Here is a 16,528-nt window from a genome sequence, read left to right on the forward strand (position 1 = left end):
CCTTGCCTCCTGAATAACAGCAGAATGATTCCAGTATACCTGATTCGCCGCGGCATGCCCACGCGCGCATCAGCCATGCTGCTCCAGCAGCGTATGATCGGGCGCATCGAGGCTTCTTCGTGCCGGAATTCGGATCCGAATCGCCGTCCCTTGCCCTTCCATTCCGGTTTCGATCGAGATCCCGTAGCCCTCTCCATAATAGAGGCGGATCCTCTCATGCACGTTGCGGATGCCGTAGCCTTGCCGGCTGCGCCCTGTTTCCCTGAACAGCTCCTCCGCCAGGCCGCCCGGCATCCCGATTCCATCGTCGGCCACCTTGAATTCGATGACGGGATGAATGCCTGCCTTGAGCTCCGCGGATATCGAGATTCGAATCCGGTCTCCCTTCCAGGCATGCTCAAGCGCATTTTCCACGAACGGCTGGAGAATCAGCTTGATCGTCATATAACCGAGGAGCCGCTCGTCCCATTGATAGCCGACTTCGACGCGGTCGCCGTATTTGACCTGCTGGATGGCCAGGTAAGCCTGGATCTGATCCAGCTCGTCCGCCGCAGGAATAATGGTCTTCCCGTCGTTGAGCGACATCCGGTAGAAGCGGGCCAGATTCATGATCATCTGATGCTGCTTGTCCACCTCGCCGAACTTCGCCAGCCTGCTGATCGAAGAGAGGGTATTGTAGAGGAAATGCGGATTGATCTGAGCTTGCAGCGTCTCGAGCTCCGCCTCTTTTTTGCGCAGCTTCGTCAGGTACACCTCCTGGATGAGGTTGTCCGTCTGTGCGCCGAGTTCGTTGAGGGCATCGGCGATCATGGAATACTCGTCCTGGCCCTTGTACTGGATCCGGCGGCGATAATCGCCTCGGCGGAACGACTGGAGGACCGAGATGACCTTGCCGATCCGCTTCGTGAACGCGCGCGTGACGAACAGAGCGACGCCGATGATCGGCACCATGCTGATGCCGCAGACGAGCACGGTGAGCCAGGTGATCTTGCGTGCATCGGCCTGCAGGACATCCTCCGGTATGACCGCGATCAAGCTGTACTGGAGCCCCGGCAAAGGCTCGCGGATGACAAGGCTGCCCTTGCCGGCTTCCTGCGCTCCCGCCGCAGGGGCAGGCGCTCGGACGTTATCGATATCTCTCCCCGAAGCATGCAGCACCTTGCCCGCTTCATCGACAATATAGAGGCGGCTGCCGGGCATGATTTTCTTGGCGTCCACGCTGTCGAACAAATCCTTGAAATAGACGCTGATCCGGACCAGGCCGAGCTCCTTCAGATCGGAAGGCGTGTAGGTATCAACGATCCGGCGGATCAGCGAGATTCTCCCGAACTTGGCGTCGTCCCCGATCTGGACCCATTTCATCGTCACGTCGAACTGCTCCTTCGGAAGGGACTTGTACCACTCCTCCTTCTGGATGCGGGACAGATGCAGGATTTCAAAGGAACGGTTGTTGGACTTGAGAATATCCTCGCCGTCCTTGCTCAGATCATAGATCTCGTTGTACACCTCGTTTTTGATGTACACCGACATTCTCATGCTGCGGTCCGTAGAATTGATTGCTTCCCAGAATTTCGGCAGCAGCACCTTCTTGGTCGCGTCGTAGTTGGCCCAGCCCTCTTCCTTGCTCTTGAGCGCCCTCACCAGCATGCTGTCCTGGTAGAGCATGTCGGTGATGCGGACGGTATCGTCGATCCGGTAGCGGACGTTATCCTCCATCTGCCTTAGAGTGCCGCGGATGTTGTTCTCCGTCTGGGAGCGGACGGAGCCGACCATGATGGAATTCGCGATCCAGCCGAGCAAGGCCAGAGGAACCAGAGTGAGCAGCACATAAGATGCGAACAGCTTCATGCCGAGCGGAATGAAGCCCTTCTGCCGCCTGCCTTTCATTCCTGCCTCCTGTATTCATTAGGCGTCACGCCGAACGTCTCCTTGAACTGACGGCTGAAATAAGGCATGTATTTATATCCGACGCGATCCGCGATTTCATAAATTCGAAGCCGGGTCCCCCTGAGCATCTCCCCGGCGATCCTCATCTTCCGGTCGATCAGATGCTCGCTGAAGTTGACTCCTGTCTCCTCCTTGAACAAGGCTCCCAAATAATTGGGCGAGAAAGCGAACGCATCCGCAACCTCCTTCAGCGTGATGTTCTCATGAAGGCGGCTCTCCACGTAGTGGACGACTTCCGCGATCAGCCTGGCGTTTTTGGACGGCTTGGAGGGAGCCGCAGCAGGCAGTCTCTGCTCCTGGTCGGTCGGTGGCTCCCGTGCCGGCGACGTCTGTGCCGATGACGCCTGACGCGCTGCCGCCATTGCCGCCTTCTCCCTGTCGAGCTGATCGGCCAGCTTCCGCAGAGCCTGCTCCAGCTCCGCATCATCCATGGGCTTGAGCACATAATCCCACGCGCGGAGCGACAGGGCCTGCTTCACGTAGTGAAAGTCCTGATAGCCGCTCACAAAAATGACCCGAATCCGTTCATGAAGCTCGAGCGCCTTCTCGGCAAGCTCAAGGCCGGACATGCTGGGCATATGCACATCCGTCACCAGAATATCGACCGGCTCCCGGGCAAGAATCTCATACGCATCGAAGCCGCTGTGCACCGCCCCGACGATCTCCAGTCCTAGCGATTCCCACGGAATAAATGTCTGCATGCCCTTCAGATCCAGCTCTTCGTCATCCACGATCAGAACCTTGTACATGTCGTCTCCTCCCTTGCCGGCTGGCAGCATGCCGCCATCTATTCAGCAGCGAGCGCAGTCGGCGAATAAGGCATGGGCCGCTCCGGCCGGAATGTAGAATTTAGCCGGCGGCTTGAAGAAAAAAGACCGCCGCCCCTCCGGGACGGCGGACCTGCTTTCAGTATAGCTTTCAAACCGATGTTTGGGGATGGAAATCAGCCGTTGCTGGCAATGATCTTCTGGTTCTCATGCCATTTGTTCGTTTTGTAGTCCAGCAGCTGCTGGTAGCCGATCGCCATCGCGTCCTTGTCGGCTTTGTCGAGGATGGCCAGCACTTCCTCGTCGCTTTTCGCATACAGGGCTTTGGCGCGGGATTCATCCCAGATCTCTTCCAGGCTCGTCTGGATGATGCCCTCCTCGGAGTTCGGCGCAGGATCAAGGTTGATGAATTCGGTGGCGTCTTTTTGCGTTTTCCACGTAATCGTGCTCTGGTATCTCGTTTCCCATGTCTTCTGGTCGTCAGGCAGAGTCGATTCGAACTTCATCTTCGATTTATCCATGAAGGCGGAGTTGCCGACCCATTGCAGGTTGACGGTCGCGTCCATGACTTTGGTGCGGCCTTCGACATCCGTCAGGTAAGTGTCCTTGAAGAGCGGCGATCCCTCTTCGTCGTGGCCTTCCCAGTACATGCCTTCCGGTCCCCACATCAGCGTGCGGGTTCCATCCGGTCCGGTCAGCCAATCCAGGAAAGCGAAGATTTTCTCCGGGTCTTTAGCGGATTTCGTGATGACGCTTACGTTCCAGCCAAGGCCCGTGTAGGTGCCAGGGAAAATCTTGTCTTTGTTCAGGCCTTCCTTGTGGATCGGCCAGATCATGAAGTAGCCGTCGTTCGGGTCCACCTTCTTCAGCTCGGCATCCCCGGCGGTACCGTACTCCGTCGGGCTTGCGCCTGCAAATACGGCGACCTTCCCGGTAAACGCCTTCTCCTTGACCTGATCCTTCTTCTGCGTCATGGCGTCAGGGCTCATGAGCTTCTCGCGGAAAAGCTTGGAGTTGTACAGCATCGACTCGCGGTAAACCGGATCCTTGAAGATCGATGTCAGCTTGTCGCCGGTGATGGCGGCGCGGTTGGAGATGGCGGCCAGATTGGCATCTTCCGCGAAGGCGCTGTAGATGACGTCAAGACCCTGTCCGTCCACGGCCAGATCCGGATTGAACGGCACGACCGTCGGGAACTTCTCCTTCACGGCCTTCAAATAATTGTAGAAGTCATCAGTCGTCTCGAGCTTCGGCGAGCCGAGCGCTTCATAATATTTTTTGTTGACCAGGTAGCCGGCATTTCCGAAAGGCTGGCTGCTGTACCAATTCGGGAATTGATAGATTTTGCCGTCGCTGGAGCGAAGCATGTTGATGTTCTTCTCTCCGACCCATTTTTTGAAGTTCGGGTATTTGTCGATATAGTCGTCGAACGGCACCAGCATGTCGGCTTCGCGGAGCTTCTCGACATCCGCGCCTTTGTCGAGCCAGATGACGTCAGGAAGCTTGCCGGATGCGATCATCGTGTTCAGCTTCTGGGCGGCGTTGCCTCCCGACTGGATCGGCGTGACGTTGACCTTCATGTTGTCCATGATCCATTTGGAGGAGACGTCTCCTCCCCACTTGGGCATCGTGTACCAATCATAGTGGCCGTACATGCTGTACTCCAGCGGCTCGCTGCCTACCTGCCAGCCGGTCGCTTCCGGCGCTGTCGATGCGGATGGCGAAGGTGCCGTCGAAGCCGCCGGCTCCGGAGACGCGCCATTGTTCGCTGCCGATCCGGTATTGCCGCCCCCGTTGTTGCCGCCTGAACAGCCTGCCAGCGCCGTAGCCGCTACCATGGCGAGAGCCATGCTCTTGAACGCAGTCACTTTCCATTTGCTCAACTCGTTCATCCCCTTTTTCGAGCTCTAAGATATTTATTTTAAATGCACGGCCCGTTGCCGGACTTGTGTGCTCTTAAAACCAATCGCCGCTGCAAGGATACCCGGCTCAGCCTTTTACGGCGCCGACGAGCACGCCCTTCACGAAATAACGCTGCACGAACGGATACACGCAGATGATCGGGAGCGTGGCGACCATCATCGTCGCCATCGACAGCGATTTGCCCGTTATGCTCTTCATCGCGGACAGTCTGGCCTGAGCGGCGGAGTCGAGCTGCTGCATCTGCTCGGTCATGATGTTGGAGTTGAGGATCTGCTGCAGCTTCGTCTGGATCGGGATCAGGTTCTCGTTGTTGATGTAGATGCTCGGCATGAACCAGTCGTTCCAGTGGGTGATCGCCGTGAACAAAGCCAAGGTCGCGATGACTGGACCCGACAGCGGCAGCACGATGCGGAAGAAGGTTCCCCAGTAGCCGCAGCCGTCAATTCGCGCCGACTCGTCCAATCCGGCCGGCAGTCCCAGGAAGAACGTGCGGAAGACGATCATGTTCCAGACGCTGATCAGCGACGGGATGATGAATACCCAGAAGGAGTCGAACAGATGCAGGCTGCGGATCAGCAGGAAGGTCGGAATGAGGCCGCCGCTGAAATACATCGTGATGATGCAGGCGATCATGTAGAACTTGCGCCCGACAAGCTCGCTGCGGGTCATGCCGTAGGCGAATATCGCCGTGCAGAGAATGGCGGATGCGGTTCCGACAATCGTGCGGAGCACGGAGACCAGAAACGCATGGAGGATCCGGCTGTCCTGGAACACGATCTCGTAGTTTTCCAGCGTGAAGGCGCGGGGCCATACCGTCACGCCTCCCAGAGCGGTGTCCATTCCTTCATTAAAGGACACCACAACCGCGTTCCAGAACGGATAAAAGCATGTGACGGAAAGCAGGATCAAAAACGTATAAATGAACCCGGTGAAAAACCGGTCGCCATAGCTGAGTCTGATTTTCAAGCCTCTCTTCCTCCTTCGATCCAAGATGTCATCTCACCACAGGCTGTTGCCGGATCGGCGCGCCAGCAGATTGGCTATGGTTAGAAGCGAGACGCTGACGACAGCTTTGAACAGTCCGACGGCGGTCGCATAGGAGAAGCGCTGCGATTCGATGCCCATCCTGTATACATAGGTTTCCAGCACATCCGCCACCGGCCTCAGCACAGGATCGTTGCCGATCAGGAGGATGTCCTCGAAGCCGGCCGTAAGCAGGTTGCCGACGGCTAGGATGAAGAAGATGATGATGACCGGCATGATCGTCGGAAGCGTGACGAGGAACATCTGCTTGAACCGGCTCGCGCCGTCCATGGAGGCGGCTTCGTACAGGCTCGGGTCCACTCCGGCGATCGCAGCCAAATACACGATGGAGCCGAAGCCGATTTCCTTCCAGACATTGGCCGAAATCAGGATGCTCCAGAAATGCTCCGGCATGTTGAGCCATCCGACCGGCTCGTCGATCAGATTGACCGACTGGAGAAGCATGTTGAGGCTTCCGTTCTCCGTGGAAAGAATGGACATGGCCAATCCCGAGACGATGACCCAGGACAGGAAATGGGGCAGGTAGCTGATCGTCTGGACGATCCGCTTGAAGTAGCGGCTGCGGACCTCATTGAGCATGAGCGCGAGCAAAATCGGTGCCGGGAAGCAGATGACCAGTTTCAGAAAGCTGATGACGAGCGTGTTGCGCATCACCCTGCCGAATACGGGGTCGTTGAAGAAACGCTCGAAATGCTTGAAGCCAACCCAGGGACTTCCCGATATGCCCTTGAAAATGTTGTAGTCCTGGAACGCGGTTATGGTTCCGTACATCGGAAGATAGAAGAAGATGACAATGAGGATAAAGGCTGGTATGACCATCAATTGCAGGTCCCATTGGCGCAGAAAGCGAATGATCGCGGGCCGCTCTTTGCGGCGTTGGTGCAGGTCGACTTCCAGTTGTGCCATGTTGTTCCCCCCTGCGTACATTGTACGTTCGGGATGGAAGCCATTTCTATGGGTTGAATCAACGAAATATGATAGAAATCAATGAAATGTTACTTTACATCACATAACTGATCGGAATATTCACGATTTAGAATTCCTTCTAGAAATGTATGCGCTATTCAATAAAAATGGTTCCGTTTTCATCTGACATGAATTTCTTTCCCTCGGTACTATAAGGGAAGTAACCTCACATTCTTTCCGCAAGGCAAGATCGCCTTGCAGCGACGAATGCCGTTTCGGTTCCTCTTGCACCGGCATAAGCTTATGGAGAGGTGGGATGGCTATGCGAACCGGCAAGCGAACAGGAAAAAAGGACTGCAACGCCACCAGACATGCAAAAAGGAAAAGCGCCCGCAAACCGCGGCCTGCTTCTTCAAGCCGCATTCTTAAGGTCAAGAGGATCTATTTCTGCGGCTTGTCCGACGGTGTCTGCAGAGACTTCGGTCCGTCCCGCGGAGGCGCAGGCCGCATTCCCGCTCCCAGCCAGGTCAGCTGGTACAACCTCTATGTCAACCAGTTCATCCAGCCGCCATGCCTATATCGAATCGGGCCCAACAGCCTGCATCTGCTGAGCCGGGACGTTCCTCCTAGAGGAGCCCCTGTCCTTCTGGAGAGCGTGAGCCTCCTGTTGTCCCGGATGCCGCGCAAAAGAAGGCGCAGGACAAAGGTCCGCCACAAGCAAATGCCTGTTGCCTTGAAGACAAGCCGCTCATATGCTATCACATCCGAATTGAAAGGAGATGAAGGCGATATGCCTCCGTCCTTGATCAAAGCCTTTTTTGCCGCTAGCAGCGTTATTAGCGGAACCGTGGATACGGTCACGTCGACCCACGTCGTCGACACGGCTACCCGGTTCAATGCCGCCGTCACCGCGCCGATGATCGATGCGGGAGCCGGAACGACGACGATTCCCGAGACGAGCTTCCTTGACGACGCCGGCAATCCCGTGCCTGTGGGAAGCTTGCCTGCCGTCGCCCCCGGCGGTTCCTTCGACGTATACGTCAACGGCATCCTGCAGCAAAGCGAGCTGTCTACGCCAAGCCCGACCGGACTTGTCCTGGCGACAGCCGATATCCTCCCCGGCACACCCGTTAACCTGGCCATCCACAATTATGACGGAACGACCTCCACCAGCACCTCCACCCCCTCATTGACGGTCACGACGACAATCAACTCCTGATCTCTCCGCGCAAAGAAAAAAATCATGCTCGACAATCCTTCCATTGCGCGACATCCATGCATGAGTCATCCTGTGGCGGACCGCCCTTTCAAGGGCATGGAAAAGGGGTGCCCCTTGCAGCCTGGGCACCCCTTATCTTAGGTCTGGACATTTGGTTCTGAACGCAAAAAAGCCTTCCGTGAACGGAAGGCGTCATAATCGGATATGGTGCGGTAGAGAGGACTCGAACCTCCACGGGCGTACGCCCACTACCCCCTCAAGATAGCGTGTCTGCCATTCCACCACTACCGCACGTTTAGGGGAAAACCTAGGAAAAAATGGTGAGCCATGAAGGACTCGAACCTTCGACACCCTGATTAAAAGTCAGGTGCTCTACCAACTGAGCTAATGGCTCGAATATGGTGACCCGTAGGGGATTCGAACCCCTGTTACCTCCGTGAAAGGGAGGTGTCTTAACCCCTTGACCAACGGGCCATGCAGCTTGTCCTTCAGGGAAGAACTTTTCAAACAACATGAATGAATATATCATATGGGACGATTCCGTGCAAGCCCTTTTTCAAAAAAAAATGGGTCCGGAAGGAGGGAAAAATTCGCCGGCCTGCTGCCCGGCTTCAAACAAAAAAAGACCGGATACGGTCTCTTCTGTCCAGAAGAATGGCGGAGAGAGAGGGATTCGAACCCTCGCACCACTTACGCAGTCTAACCCCTTAGCAGAGGGTCCCCTTGAGCCACTTGGGTATCTCTCCGAATGGCTCCCCGAACAGGACTCGAACCTGTGACAACTCGATTAACAGTCGAGTGCTCTACCAACTGAGCTATCAGGGAACAATGAAATAAACGGTAACAAAATCTAATTTATCATGCCTCGCTGGCGCTGTCAAGCGCTGTCAAAACAAGCTTCCCCCTGCACTTTCCGCATCGGTAGCGAGCCGGATCCACCTTGCGCTTGCGCTTGTATTCCATGCGGCAGCCGGTGCAGACCAGCTTGTAGCGGAACGGAAGCGGCTTGCGCTGCTCCCTGTCGGGCAGCGGACGGCAATGCCTGGATCCTCCCGAACGAGCGAGCCATTCCTTGAAATCCGCATCGCGGTGCCGGTATCCCATCCCGAGCAAATGCAGATGATAATGGCAAAGCTCATGCCGGATAATCTTCTCGGTTTCCTCGGGGCCATAGATCTCCAGCTGCTTCGCGCTGATGTCGATGTTATGCGACTTCAGGAAGTAGCGGCCGCCCGTCGAGGTCAGCCTTCTGTTGAACGTCGCGCGGTGCCGGAACGGAATCCCGAACGCCTCCAGCGATACCCGCTCCACCCATGCTTGCAGCTCCTTATCCTCCATCACCTCTGGACATCCCTCCCTCTTGAATTGTAAAGCCACCTTGGGCTACACTGTCAAGTAGATTGCCGCCCTCCGCGGGCGGGAGAGGAGCAAGAACCCAAGCCATGCCTACCATGAAATATGTATTGTTCCGGCAGGAAGAGCAGCTCTCCATCGTCGAGATGCCCGCAACCCACGCCTACCAGCTGTCCGCCCTCAACCTTCGCCTCCACAAGGAGCTGGACAAGCTTACGGCCGCCAACGTTCCCAGCCTGCCCCATTGCATCGCCGAATTCTCCGAGCTCGAGCTGCATGACGGCGCGGTGCCGGTCCAGTCCGGCATCGACTATCTCAACGAGCTTGTAGAGAGCTTCCGCAACATCGAAGAGAAGGCCTATCCGATCAAGTCCTTGCGGACGGAGATGGTGGCGCTGCAAGCCCAGCTCGAGCAGTGGTACGAGGAAGAGTACGAGGACTAGGACGGAACGTTGCGGCGTAAGCCGGCTCGACCGGAAGTTGGACCTGCACGCTCCGTCAGCACCCCCCATATGCTATACGAACCATTCCTGGCAGAGGGGGGAAGATGCGATGCCGCAATGGCTGAGCAGCCAACTGATGCGCGCGTTCCAGCAAAAGGACCTCCGGCAGATCCGAATCCTGAACGACTGCTGGTTCATTTATCGCACCAAAGAGCCGCGCGACGATTCCGCCACGACCGTCTGATTCCGAGGCTTCTCTCCTGCCCTTCCGGCAGCGTGGAAGCCTCTTTGTCTTTTCCTTGTCTGCAGGCTTGTCTGGCAAGGTGATGGAGGAAATAGCGGAGTTTCACGCTGCCGACGCGCCATCAATGAAACCGTTCCATCACGGCTATGGACAAATAGCCGAACAAGGTGCCCTGCAGCCCGCAGGACACCTTGTTCGGCTTGGCCGGCTTCACGGGCGACAGCCGAGCTGCCGTCGATGCGAAGCTCCATGCGACAACGGGACCTGGCCCGGCCGGCAAATTATCCCGGTGAGCGCATGGTGAGGCCGACACGGCCTTTTTTCAAGTCCACATTCAGCACCCATACCGTCACGACGTCGCCGACCGCCACGACATCCATCGGATGCTTGACGAAGCAGTCGCTCATCTGGGAGATGTGGACAAGGCCGTCGTTCTTGATGCCGATGTCCACGAAGGCGCCGAAATCGATGACGTTGCGGACCGTCCCCTGGAGCTCCATGCCGGCCTGCAGATCCTCGATCGCGAGCACGTCCTTGGAGAAGACGGGCGCAGGCAGCTCCTCGCGCGGATCCCTTCCCGGACGCATCAGGCTATCGATGATATCCTTCAGGGTCGGCTCGCCCACGCCGAGACGTCCAGCGAGCGAGGATGCATCCGCCGCCGAGAGCTGCTCCCGCGCACGATCCGTTCCGATGGCGTCCATGCCGATTCCGAGCTCCCGGAACAGTCCGGCGACGACGGCATAGGATTCGGGATGGATCGGGGTCCGGTCGAGCGGGTTGGCCGCTTCGGGAATGCGGATGAAGCCGATGCACTGCTCATACGTCTTGGCGCCCAGACGGGGCACCTTCTTGAGCTCTGCGCGCGATCCGAACCTGCCGGTCTCCTCGCGATGCTTCACGATGTTCTTGGCGGTCGTTGCATTGATTCCAGCCACATAAGACAAGAGGGATGCCGAAGCGGTATTGGCGTCCACTCCGACATGGTTGACGGCAGATTCCACGACGCCGCCGAGCGTCTCGCCGAGCCGCTTCTGGCTGACGTCATGCTGGTACTGGCCGACGCCGATCGCCTTCGGCTCGATCTTGACGAGCTCGGCCAGAGGATCCTGCAGGCGGCGAGCGATGGAAACCGCGCTGCGCTCCGCTACATCGAGCGTTGGAAACTCCTCCGCGGCAAGCCTGGAAGCCGAATAGACGCTTGCGCCGGCCTCGCTGACGATAATGTATTGGAGCGTCTCAGCGCCCTTCTTGCCTGCTGCGGCCCGGTTTTTGATGAGGCCGGCGATAAAGCTCTCGGTCTCTCTCGAGGCGGTGCCGTTGCCGATGACGATGAGAGTAACGCCGTATTTGTCGATCAGTCCGCCGATGATCCGTTCCGCATCCGCGACCTTGTTGTTCGGAGGAGTCGGGTAGGTGACGGCGACTTCTAGCAGCTTGCCGGTCTCGTCCACGACGGCCAGCTTGCAGCCGGTCCGATAAGCCGGATCGACGCCGAGCACCACGTATCCGGGAACCGGCGGCTGAAGAAGCAGATTCCGCAAATTGGCGGAGAAAATGCCGATCGCATGCTCTTCCGCCTTGTCCGTCAGCTCCGACCGGACTTCCCGCTCGATGGAAGGAGCGATCAGGCGCTTGTAGGCGTCCTCGATGGCGGAGACGAGCGCCTCCTTGACGCCGGGCGAGGTTCCCTGGCGCAGCGTGTGCCGGATCATGTAGTCGTGGATCCGATCGGCCTGAACCTCCAGGCTGACGCGGAGCACCTCTTCCCTTTCCCCGCGGTTGATGGCAAGGACGCGATGCGGAGGAAGCTTGCGCAGCGGCTCCCCATAGTCATAGTACATCTCATAGACGGATTCCTCTCCGGCTTGCCGAACGACGGTACGAAGAGCTCCCTGCTCCATCGTGAACTTGCGCACCCATGCCCGTGTCCTCGCCTCGTCGGCCATCTCCTCCGCAATGATGTCCTGAGCTCCCGCCAGGGCATCGGCAGGCGTCTCGACGCCTTTGTCCGGATGAACGTAAGCCTCGGCTTGCTTCAGCGGATCTCCTTGACGGGGCTGCGACAGCAGCCACCGGGCAAGCGGCTCGAGTCCGCGCTCTCGCGCGACGGAAGCGCGCGTCTTGCGCTTTTGCCGGTAAGGACGGTACAGATCCTCCACTTCCTGCAGCTTCATGGAGCCGAGCACGGCCTTCTCCAGCTCCGGAGTCAGCTTTCCCTGCTCGCCGATCAGCCGCAGCACTTCCCGCTTGCGTTCTTCCAGGCTGCGGCGGTAATTCAGCCTCTCCTCGATGGAGCGCAGCTCGTTCTCGTCCAGCTCGCCGGTCATTTCCTTGCGGTAGCGGGCGATGAAAGGAATCGTGTTGCCTTCGTCGAGCAGCCCGACAGCCGCCTTCACCTTGCTAAGAGGAAGGCCGAGCTCCTGGGCGACGCCCTTCACGATGCGCTCCTGTTCGGCCGCCATCTCCTCCGGCGAAAGCGCTGGCCGTGCTTCCCCTTCTTGCCTCGCGTCCGTATCCGTGCCGATTCTATCCGCCAATCTCATTGCCGCCTCTCCATTGCTTGATAGGAATCAAAAGCTGCCGAAGGAAATAAAAACCGCCCCTTCCGCGGAAACAACCGGGCGGAAGGAAGCGGACAATCGCTCTCAGCCGATTCGTACATAAGGGTTATTCTGCATTTCATGCCCGATCGTCGTCGCCTGCCCGTGGCCGTTGTGGACCTTGACCTGCGGATCGAGGCGATAGAGCTTGGACCGGATGGAGTTGTACAGGTCCGCCTCGCGTCCGCCAGGAAGATCCGTGCGCCCGATCGATTGCCGGAACAGCACGTCTCCGGAAAACAGGTCCGAGCCATGCAGGAAGCTGACGCTTCCGGGGCTGTGGCCCGGAGTGTGCAGGACGCGGAAGCTGAATCCCGCCAGCTCCAGCTTCATGCCCTCGTCGAGGGCGTATTCGGCCGGATCGGTCACGAGCGGCGGAGTCATATGGCTCCATCGCAGGGATCCGTTCTTTGCTGGATCGGTCAGCCAATCCGCCTCTAGATCGTGGATATAGACTGGGCATCCGAATGCCTTGCGAACCTCGTCCACACCGCCCATATGGTCCAGATGGGCGTGCGTCAGGAGGATCGCCTCCAGCTTGAAGCCTCCGCTGCGGATGCGCTCCACGAGACGCTTCGGTTCCATGCCGGGATCGATGACGACCGCCTGGCCGCTCTCTTCGTTGATCAACAGATAACAGTTCGTCTGGATGGGGCCGAGCACGAACTTCTCGATCTTCATCGTGCTCATCAGATCGACGAGAACAGCTCGCGCAGCTCGCGAACGACTTCTCTCTGATAGGCAGCGTCCTCACCGTAGCGGCGCATGATCTCCTTGCGCGTCTCGGCCAGGTTATCCTGATAGCCAGGCGCTTCGCGGTCGGTGTTCTCCTGCTTGAACCGGACCATCGGCTCCTGGATGCGGGCCGGGCGCGGGCCCCATTGCCCGAGCACATGGCCGCCGGTGTCGGCGACGATGACGATCGGCACCGAGCGCCCTCCCATGGTGAGGAACTGGTCCATCGTATCGAGATGCTCTTCCATGATCAGCACTTCGACGGGCACGCCGCTGTTCTCCAGCGCGCGAAGCACGGCCGGAATGTTGCGCACGACGTCGCCGCACCAATCCGCCATCAAGATCAGCACCCGCAGATCGTCGCGGTTGTTCAGCGATTCGAAAAACTCGCGGTCGTCCTCGCTTTCCCATTCGAAGCGGTCGTACCAGGAATCGAAAGCTTCCTTGTTTTTCGTCATGCCTTCGCGGAACTGCTGCGGCGTGATTCCCTTCGAAAGCTTGTCCGCTATTTGCTTGGCCATAGGTTATCCACTCCTTGTCGCCTTGCCGCCGGCGGCGGCTTCAGGCGCATTTCCATCTATTGTACCAAAGGTCCGGACTGCGCCACAATCAGACCGTGCGGCTGCGGGAACGCAAGTATTTGAACAGCACGTATATGATCAGCACCGCGGCGGCGACCAGAATGGCCGGCATCGTGTAAGGAGCTGCCTTGTCCTTGATCTGTTCCCAGTTGCTGCCCAGGCTGCGGCCGATATAGACGAACAGGATCGACCACGGAAGCGAAGCGATCGCCGTCAGAATCGTGAAGGTGGACAGCGGCATGCGGGCCATTCCCGCAGGAATGGAGATGACCTGGCGCATCACCGGAACGAAGCGGGCGGTGAACACCATGCCCGGACCGTAGCGCTGGAACCAGCCTTCGGCGATATCGATATGCTTTGGCTTGATCTTGATGTATTTTCCGTATTTGTCCAGGAACGGACGCCCCCCGTACAAGCCGATCGCATACAGGATCCACTGCTGCAGGATCGCGCCGACCGTCCCGCAAAGAACCGCGCCCCAGAAGGTCATGCTGCCCGTGGATACCATGTAGCCGGCATAGCCGAGCACGATCTCGCTCGGGATCACTTCCATGGCAAGCCCCAGAATGATGCCGAAATACCCGAGCTTCTCTACGATGCCGAGCAAATAAGTGACGAGTTCATGAAAAAAGTGCATGCATTCCACTCCAATCTCATAATGCGGCGATACTTTCGCCATCGGTGTTTTGTCCCGGTAATTCTATCATAGGCTTCCCGAATGGTGCCATAGGACAAACGGTCATGGCAGCCGAAACGGATGCATAGAATGTGTTGATGACATGGACAAGAAGGGGTGGACCGTAATGAATGCCATTATCGTAACGAGAAAACAGCTCCGGTTCGCGGCTCTCGCGCTCACGATCGCCATTCTTGCCGTCGCCTGCTGGAGGCTGTATCCGGGCGTTTCCGGCGAAGCGGCGTCGGCGACGGCAGCGGCGAATTCGCAGGTATTCGAGATGGTCACCGGCGAGTTCAGAAGCCAGACGGCAGACGGCAAGGAAATCGAAGTGTATCAATGGAGCCCGAGCTTCCTCACAGTGAAGAAAGGCGAGCAGGTCACGCTGCGCATCACCGGCGTCAACGGCGCCAGCCACCCGTTCGTCATTGAAGGGCTTGGCGTAAAAGGAGAGGTCAAAAAAGGGGCGGTGACGGAAGTCAGCTTCACGCCGGAAAAAGCAGGCACCTATCCGATCATCTGCATGACCCATACGGACCTCAAGCACGGCGGACCGATGGTCGGATACATCCACGTCCAGTAGGGTGACCGGGACCGGACATGCTTGAAACGATCGGAAAGCCGAAAAAGCTGCGCTCCCTTTCGGGGGAGGCGGCTTTTTTTCATGAAGTCTGAGGGCGGATCGCCGCCCCAAGCCGGAACCGGAGATGAAACTATCGGCCAAGCGTGGCCTTGACGTCCCGCGGCAGCAGGAAAAGGCGAAGCAGGAAAAGGCGAAGCAGGAAGCAGCTATGGAGGGCCTTTTGCCGGAAGCTGTTCCGGGGAGAAAAAGCGGATTGCTTTTGCCGGAGACTGTTCCGGGGAGAAAAAGCGGCGGATCTCTCGCTAGGAACCGATCCGGCTGGAAGCTGCGGTCGCCTTCGAAAAAAAACGTTCCGGGTGAAGAAGCGGCCACTGAAAAAGTAGCGTAAGGCGCGAAATCGTTCTGGAGAAACGGATGCGGTCGCCTTTGTCCCCGGATTTCAACCGTTAAAAGCGGCAGAAATCAGAGAAATCTGGGGACAACAGCGATCGGAAGAATGATTTCCGTCTGCAGCGACACATTTTCAGTGGCCTCGGTGAAGAAGCGGATGGTCTTCGGCTTGCGCCGGCCTGCACATCCTGCCTGCCCGAACATATATTGTGGGGAAAGGAGTGGGCTCGATGAACGGCATGCCAGGCAGCAAGCATCAGCGTGAGCTCCCTACCGCCCGCAAAATCCGGCGCGCCTGCAGCAATGAGCTGTACCGGACCGCCAAGCGCCTGAAAGGATATATTTCCAAGGAGCAGATGGAGCAGGCGGAAAAGCTGTACACGCGCAAGGTCTATCTCAATCTCGTGTTCGTCCACGAGAACCGCGACAACCGCAAAAAGCTGTGCGACTGGTGGGACGACAACGTCGCCGCCGAAATTGCCGAGCTGTGGCAGGCCGACCCGGAAAAGCTGAAGACGGCATTCCGCGATGCCTTCGGCGGCTGAAGGAAATCCATGCCGCGGCGCGTAAGCTGCGGCTGCCCGAGCTCGGAACCAAGGCAGCGGGCTAAGGAATGACTGCTGCCACCGGCCAGCCGTCGAGCAGCTCCGCCAGCGAAGCGGCAGCGGCCGCAGCTTCCGGCATCATGCGGAAACCGCGGCTGTTCGCCGGCGTCCCGAGGAGCGGTGCCTGCCGGACAAGCTCCGCATAGTCCGCATACAGCCCGAGCGCCCGCCTGGCTGTGCCTCGGGCCAGCGCAGCTTTTCCTTGCCGGAGCTGCAGCTGCGCCAGCTCGAGCAGCAGCTCCGGCACGGCCGCCTGCCTGGACGAGTTCCACTTGTCCAGGCGCAGCGCCGCGCGCAGCCGCGCTTCCGCGCGCGGCGCATCCCCGAGCTCGGCATAAGCCATGCCGAGCTCCCACTGCAGCGGAGCGGACTGCGGCTCATAGCGCAGTCCGTCCGCCAGCAGCGCCGTCCTCCCGCGAGGCGGGAGGAGAGGCGCCAGGTCGAGGCGGACCCGGGTCCATGCCGGGTCCGCCTCGCCCGCCGCGCGCAGCAGCGCGATGCGCGCGGCG

General features: G+C 58.5%; 15 protein-coding genes, 5 tRNA genes and 2 pseudogenes. 6 read left to right on the forward strand and 16 right to left on the reverse strand.

The genetic code is table 11. The features are described from left to right. Window positions 1-69: 69 nt before the first annotated feature. The 5 genes from ACLBWT_RS15210 to ACLBWT_RS15230 all read right to left on the reverse strand — a co-directional run bounded on the left by ACLBWT_RS15210 (window position 70) and on the right by ACLBWT_RS15230 (window position 6,587). Window positions 70-1,887: a sensor histidine kinase gene (locus ACLBWT_RS15210; protein WP_447663976.1), complete on the reverse strand. Its 1,818-nt coding sequence runs from the start codon at window positions 1,885-1,887 to the stop codon at window positions 70-72. Then, window positions 1,884-2,696 carry a response regulator transcription factor gene (locus tag ACLBWT_RS15215; protein ID WP_447663977.1) on the reverse strand — a complete coding sequence of 271 codons (813 nt, stop codon included), beginning with the start codon at window positions 2,694-2,696 and terminating at the stop codon, window positions 1,884-1,886. The genes ACLBWT_RS15210 and ACLBWT_RS15215 overlap by 4 nt, the downstream gene beginning before the upstream one ends. A gap of 194 nt (window positions 2,697-2,890) precedes the next feature. Further along, window positions 2,891-4,606: an extracellular solute-binding protein gene (locus ACLBWT_RS15220; protein WP_447663978.1), complete on the reverse strand. Its 1,716-nt coding sequence runs from the start codon at window positions 4,604-4,606 to the stop codon at window positions 2,891-2,893. A 97-nt stretch (window positions 4,607-4,703) separates the two neighbouring features. Continuing rightward, window positions 4,704-5,597 (reverse strand): carbohydrate ABC transporter permease, encoded by an 894-nt coding sequence (locus ACLBWT_RS15225; RefSeq protein WP_447663993.1) that lies wholly within the window; start codon window positions 5,595-5,597, stop codon window positions 4,704-4,706. Between the two features lie 39 nt (window positions 5,598-5,636). After that, a complete protein-coding gene (locus tag ACLBWT_RS15230) occupies window positions 5,637-6,587 on the reverse strand; it encodes an ABC transporter permease (protein ID WP_447663979.1) in 951 nt (316 codons plus the stop codon). 322 nt (window positions 6,588-6,909) lie between these two features. Between ACLBWT_RS15230 and ACLBWT_RS15235 the strand changes: the two are divergent. Then, window positions 6,910-7,227 (forward strand): annotated as a pseudogene (locus ACLBWT_RS15235) (hypothetical protein); the annotation flags it as partial. A 150-nt stretch (window positions 7,228-7,377) separates the two neighbouring features. Further along, the gene (locus ACLBWT_RS15240; RefSeq protein ID WP_447663994.1) at window positions 7,378-7,806 is read left to right on the forward strand and encodes a DUF4183 domain-containing protein; all 429 of its coding nucleotides are present in this window, start codon (window positions 7,378-7,380) and stop codon (window positions 7,804-7,806) included. A 205-nt stretch (window positions 7,807-8,011) separates the two neighbouring features. On the opposite strand, the gene ACLBWT_RS15245 is transcribed toward ACLBWT_RS15240, so the two are convergent. The 6 genes from ACLBWT_RS15245 to ACLBWT_RS15270 form a co-directional block, all read right to left on the reverse strand. Next, window positions 8,012-8,097, reverse strand: a tRNA-Leu gene (locus ACLBWT_RS15245). A gap of 27 nt (window positions 8,098-8,124) precedes the next feature. Then, window positions 8,125-8,200: transfer RNA gene (locus tag ACLBWT_RS15250), tRNA-Lys, on the reverse strand. Between the two features lie 5 nt (window positions 8,201-8,205). After that, window positions 8,206-8,280: transfer RNA gene (locus ACLBWT_RS15255), tRNA-Glu, on the reverse strand. 181 nt (window positions 8,281-8,461) lie between these two features. Further along, window positions 8,462-8,552, reverse strand: a tRNA-Ser gene (locus tag ACLBWT_RS15260). Between the two features lie 3 nt (window positions 8,553-8,555). Next, window positions 8,556-8,631 (reverse strand) — tRNA-Asn (locus ACLBWT_RS15265). A 33-nt stretch (window positions 8,632-8,664) separates the two neighbouring features. Then, the gene (locus ACLBWT_RS15270) at window positions 8,665-9,144 is read right to left on the reverse strand and encodes a SprT family protein (protein ID WP_447663995.1); all 480 of its coding nucleotides are present in this window, start codon (window positions 9,142-9,144) and stop codon (window positions 8,665-8,667) included. 104 nt (window positions 9,145-9,248) lie between these two features. On the opposite strand from ACLBWT_RS15270, the gene ACLBWT_RS15275 reads away from it, so the two are divergent. Both ACLBWT_RS15275 and cmpA read left to right on the forward strand, forming a co-directional pair. Continuing rightward, complete coding sequence (locus tag ACLBWT_RS15275) at window positions 9,249-9,602, forward strand: hydrolase/acyltransferase (protein ID WP_447663980.1); 354 nt, start codon at window positions 9,249-9,251, stop codon at window positions 9,600-9,602. Window positions 9,603-9,711: 109 nt separating this feature from the next. Beyond that, window positions 9,712-9,846 (forward strand): cortex morphogenetic protein CmpA, encoded by a 135-nt coding sequence (cmpA, locus tag ACLBWT_RS15280; RefSeq protein ID WP_447663981.1) that lies wholly within the window; start codon window positions 9,712-9,714, stop codon window positions 9,844-9,846. 281 nt (window positions 9,847-10,127) lie between these two features. Here the strand turns inward: cmpA and ACLBWT_RS15285 are convergent, their stop codons facing one another. The 4 genes from ACLBWT_RS15285 to ACLBWT_RS15300 form a co-directional block, all read right to left on the reverse strand. Continuing rightward, complete coding sequence (locus ACLBWT_RS15285; protein ID WP_447663996.1) at window positions 10,128-12,311, reverse strand: Tex family protein; 2,184 nt, start codon at window positions 12,309-12,311, stop codon at window positions 10,128-10,130. A gap of 183 nt (window positions 12,312-12,494) precedes the next feature. Next, window positions 12,495-13,130 (reverse strand): MBL fold metallo-hydrolase, encoded by a 636-nt coding sequence (locus ACLBWT_RS15290; RefSeq protein ID WP_447663997.1) that lies wholly within the window; start codon window positions 13,128-13,130, stop codon window positions 12,495-12,497. 8 nt (window positions 13,131-13,138) lie between these two features. Continuing rightward, window positions 13,139-13,705 (reverse strand): thioredoxin family protein, encoded by a 567-nt coding sequence (locus ACLBWT_RS15295; RefSeq protein ID WP_447663982.1) that lies wholly within the window; start codon window positions 13,703-13,705, stop codon window positions 13,139-13,141. Between the two features lie 88 nt (window positions 13,706-13,793). Continuing rightward, window positions 13,794-14,402 carry a DedA family protein gene (locus tag ACLBWT_RS15300; RefSeq protein WP_447663998.1) on the reverse strand — a complete coding sequence of 203 codons (609 nt, stop codon included), beginning with the start codon at window positions 14,400-14,402 and terminating at the stop codon, window positions 13,794-13,796. Window positions 14,403-14,568: 166 nt separating this feature from the next. Between ACLBWT_RS15300 and ACLBWT_RS15305 the strand changes: the two genes are divergently transcribed. Both ACLBWT_RS15305 and ACLBWT_RS15310 read left to right on the forward strand, forming a co-directional pair. Further along, entirely contained in the window at window positions 14,569-15,024 is a 456-nt protein-coding gene (locus ACLBWT_RS15305) for a cupredoxin domain-containing protein (protein WP_447663983.1), read from the forward strand. A 620-nt stretch (window positions 15,025-15,644) separates the two neighbouring features. Further along, window positions 15,645-15,959 (forward strand): dehydrogenase, encoded by a 315-nt coding sequence (locus tag ACLBWT_RS15310; protein ID WP_447663984.1) that lies wholly within the window; start codon window positions 15,645-15,647, stop codon window positions 15,957-15,959. Between the two features lie 61 nt (window positions 15,960-16,020). Here ACLBWT_RS15310 and ACLBWT_RS15315 read toward each other — a convergent pair. Beyond that, window positions 16,021-16,528 (reverse strand): annotated as a pseudogene (locus ACLBWT_RS15315) (hypothetical protein); the annotation flags it as partial.

The sequence above is a fragment of the Paenibacillus sp. D51F genome (assembly GCF_053345695.1).